This window comes from Brevibacterium sp. LAARM2_SD2, from assembly GCF_057364785.1.
Genome location: NZ_JBNFOM010000053.1, coordinates 1 through 3,806 on the forward strand (window position 1 = coordinate 1; position 3,806 = coordinate 3,806).

Below are 3,806 nucleotides of genomic sequence, written 5' to 3' on the forward strand. Positions count from 1 at the left end.
TTTCGTGTGATGGTTGGGTGTGTGTTTGTGGTTTGAGAATCCAATAGCGTGTTTGTTTGAACAATGTGATGCCAGAAAATTTTTTCTGGTAAGACAACCACACCATGACCCATTGCCTGGGTTGTGGTGGTATGGGTCACTGTGTCCACCCCCGTGGGCGTGGTGACTGTCTTGCCGGGATCACTGAAGTAAAGAAGTTTTTATGGAGAGTTTGATCCTGGCTCAGGACGAACGCTGGCTGCGTGCTTAACACATGCAAGTCGAACGCTGAAGCCCCAGCTTGCTGGGGTGGATGAGTGGCGAACGGGTGAGTAACACGTGAGTAACCTGCCCCTGACTTCGGGATAAGCCCGGGAAACTGGGTCTAATACCGGATATGACCTGTCCTCGCATGAGGGTGGGTGGAAAGTTTTTTTTCGGTTGGGGATGGGCTCGCGGCCTATCAGTTTGTTGGTGAGGTAATGGCTCACCAAGACGACGACGGGTAGCCGGCCTGAGAGGGCGACCGGCCACACTGGGACTGAGACACGGCCCAGACTCCTACGGGAGGCAGCAGTGGGGAATATTGCACAATGGGGGAAACCCTGATGCAGCGACGCAGCGTGCGGGATGACGGCCTTCGGGTTGTAAACCGCTTTCAGCAGGGAAGAAGCGAAAGTGACGGTACCTGCAGAAGAAGTACCGGCTAACTACGTGCCAGCAGCCGCGGTAATACGTAGGGTACGAGCGTTGTCCGGAATTATTGGGCGTAAAGAGCTCGTAGGTGGTTGGTCACGTCTGCTGTGGAAACGCAACGCTTAACGTTGCGCGTGCAGTGGGTACGGGCTGACTAGAGTGCAGTAGGGGAGTCTGGAATTCCTGGTGTAGCGGTGAAATGCGCAGATATCAGGAGGAACACCGGTGGCGAAGGCGGGACTCTGGGCTGTAACTGACACTGAGGAGCGAAAGCATGGGGAGCGAACAGGATTAGATACCCTGGTAGTCCATGCCGTAAACGTTGGGCACTAGGTGTGGGGGACATTCCACGTTCTCCGCGCCGTAGCTAACGCATTAAGTGCCCCGCCTGGGGAGTACGGTCGCAAGGCTAAAACTCAAAGGAATTGACGGGGGCCCGCACAAGCGGCGGAGCATGCGGATTAATTCGATGCAACGCGAAGAACCTTACCAAGGCTTGACATACACCAGACCGGCTTGGAAACAGGTCTTCCCCTTTGGGGTTGGTGTACAGGTGGTGCATGGTTGTCGTCAGCTCGTGTCGTGAGATGTTGGGTTAAGTCCCGCAACGAGCGCAACCCTCGTTCTATGTTGCCAGCACGTGATGGTGGGAACTCATAGGAGACTGCCGGGGTCAACTCGGAGGAAGGTGGGGATGACGTCAAATCATCATGCCCTTTATGTCTTGGGCTTCACGCATGCTACAATGGCTGGTACAAAGAGAAGCGAACCCGTGAGGGTCAGCGAATCCCTTAAAGCCAGTCTCAGTTCGGATCGTAGTCTGCAATTCGACTACGTGAAGTCGGAGTCGCTAGTAATCGCAGATCAGCAACGCTGCGGTGAATACGTTCCCGGGCCTTGTACACACCGCCCGTCAAGTCACGAAAGTCGGTAACACCCGAAGCCGGTGGCCTAACCAGTTTTCTGGAGGGGGCCGTCTAAGGTGGGACTGGTGATTGGGACTAAGTCGTAACAAGGTAGCCGTACCGGAAGGTGCGGCTGGATCACCTCCTTTCTAAGGAGCACACCAATTAATGGTGCCCACCAACTGGACCCGATCGTGGTTCGGGTGGGTTGCTCAAGGGTGGAACATCACATTTTTTTCGCTCGTCCAACCAGCGTTGTCGGGGTCATGTGCCTCGGGTGACGGTGGGATGGGTGGCGGATAGGACAGGCACGCTGTTGGGTCCTGGAATCACAACATGTGGTTCCACAGGCCCCAACCCAACCCGCTGCTGGCAGTACTGCTGCCTGGTGTGGGGTGGTGTTTGGTAGTGGTTTGAGAATCGTATAGTGGACGCGAGCATCAAGCATCAGCCTTTTGGCTGGTGTGTAGTGTGATTTTCTTTGAGTCAAAAATTCTTAGTGTGATATTTTCGCGCACACGAACATCAACCAACCCTGTTGGGGTGGTGTGTGAGTGTGTAAGAGCGCATGGTGGATGCCTTGGCATCAGGAGCCGATGAAGGACGTGGAAATCTGCGATAAGCCTCGGGGAGCCGATAAACGGGCTGTGATCCGAGGATGTCCGAATGGGGAAACCCCGCCACACGTGAGTGTGGTGACCCGCACCTGAATATATAGGGTGTGTGGAGGGAACGCGGGGAAGTGAAACATCTCAGTACCCGTAGGAAGAGAAAATAAGAATGATTCCGGGAGTAGTGGCGAGCGAAACTGGATGAGCCTAAACCCTGACAGTGTGAGAGCGTGCTGGTGTTGCTGTTTGGGTGTTGTGGGGTGTGTGTGTTCGGTTCAGCATGACCGAGACGCTGATGTGTGTGATCTGTAGTCGAACCTGGTGGGAAACAGGACCGCAGTGGGTGAGAGTCCCGTAGACGAAACAGGTCACCCCGGTGTGATGCATGTCCCCGAGTAGCACGGAACTCGTGGAATTCCGTGTGAATCTGCCAGGACCACCTGGTAAGGCTAAATACTTCCTGATGACCGATAGCGGATCAGTACCGTGAGGGAATGGTGAAAAGTACCCCGGGAGGGGAGTGAAAGAGTACCTGAAACCATGTGCTTACAATCCGTCAGAGCCACCTTGGTTGTGGTGATGGCGTGCCTTTTGAAGAATGAGCCTGCGAGTTAGCGGTGCGTGGCGAGGTTAACCCGTGTGGGGTAGCCGTAGCGAAAGCGAGTCCGAACAGGGCGATATCAGTCGCGTGTCCTAGACCCGAAGCGGAGTGATCTAGCCATGGGCAGGGTGAAGCAGCAGTAAGATGTTGTGGAGGCCCGCACCCACTTCAGTTGAAAATGGAGGGGATGACCTGTGGTTAGGGGTGAAAGGCCAATCAAACTCTGTGATAGCTGGTTCTCCCCGAAATGCATTTAGGTGCAGCGTTGCGTGGTTCTTGCCGGAGGTAGAGCTACTGGATGGCTGATGGGCCCCACCGGGTTACTGACGTCAACTAAACTCCGAATGCCGGTAAGGTTCAGCGTGGCAGTGAGACAGTGGGGGATAAGCTTCATTGTCGAGAGGGAAACAGCCCAGACCATCAACTAAGGCCCCTAAGCGTGTGCTGAGTGGGAAAGGATGTTCAGTTGCGAAGACAACCAGGAGGTTGGCTTAGAAGCAGCCACCCTTGAAAGAGTGCGTAATAGCTCACTGGTCAAGTGATTGAGCGCCGATAATGTAGCGGGGCTAAGTACACCGCCGAAGTTGTGGCAGCACCACAGATAGCCGTAATGGTGTGGTGTTGGGTAGGGGAGCGTCGTGTCGCCAGTGAAGTCGCCGTGTGAACGAGTGGTGGAGGCGTCACGAGTGAGAATGCAGGCATGAGTAGCGAAAGACGGGTGAGAAACCCGTCCACCGGATGACCAAGGGTTCCAGGGCTAGGCTAATCCGCCCTGGGTAAGTCGGGACCTAAGGCGAGGCCGACAGGCGTAGTCGATGGACAACCAGTTGATATTCTGGTACCGACACACAACCGACAATACCAAAACACATGACACTAACTCCCCCGCGTGCCCGTGGTGCCTTCGGGTGCCTGGTTGGCATTGTGGGCGAGGACCTGAGTGTGGAGTCGGTCAGCGTGAGGTGTGACGCAGAAAGGTAGCCAGGCCACGCGATGGTTGTCGTGGTCTAAGGT

The 3,806-nt window shown here is 55.3% G+C and carries 2 rRNA genes; both read left to right on the top strand.

Features of this window, described 5'->3' with window-relative positions:
• Nucleotides 1-199 precede the first annotated feature (199 nt).
• Nucleotides 200-1,729: ribosomal RNA gene (locus tag AC2W7K_RS18010) — 16S ribosomal RNA — on the top strand.
• 399 nt (nucleotides 1,730-2,128) lie between these two features.
• Nucleotides 2,129-3,806: ribosomal RNA gene (locus AC2W7K_RS18015) — 23S ribosomal RNA — on the top strand; the annotation flags it as partial.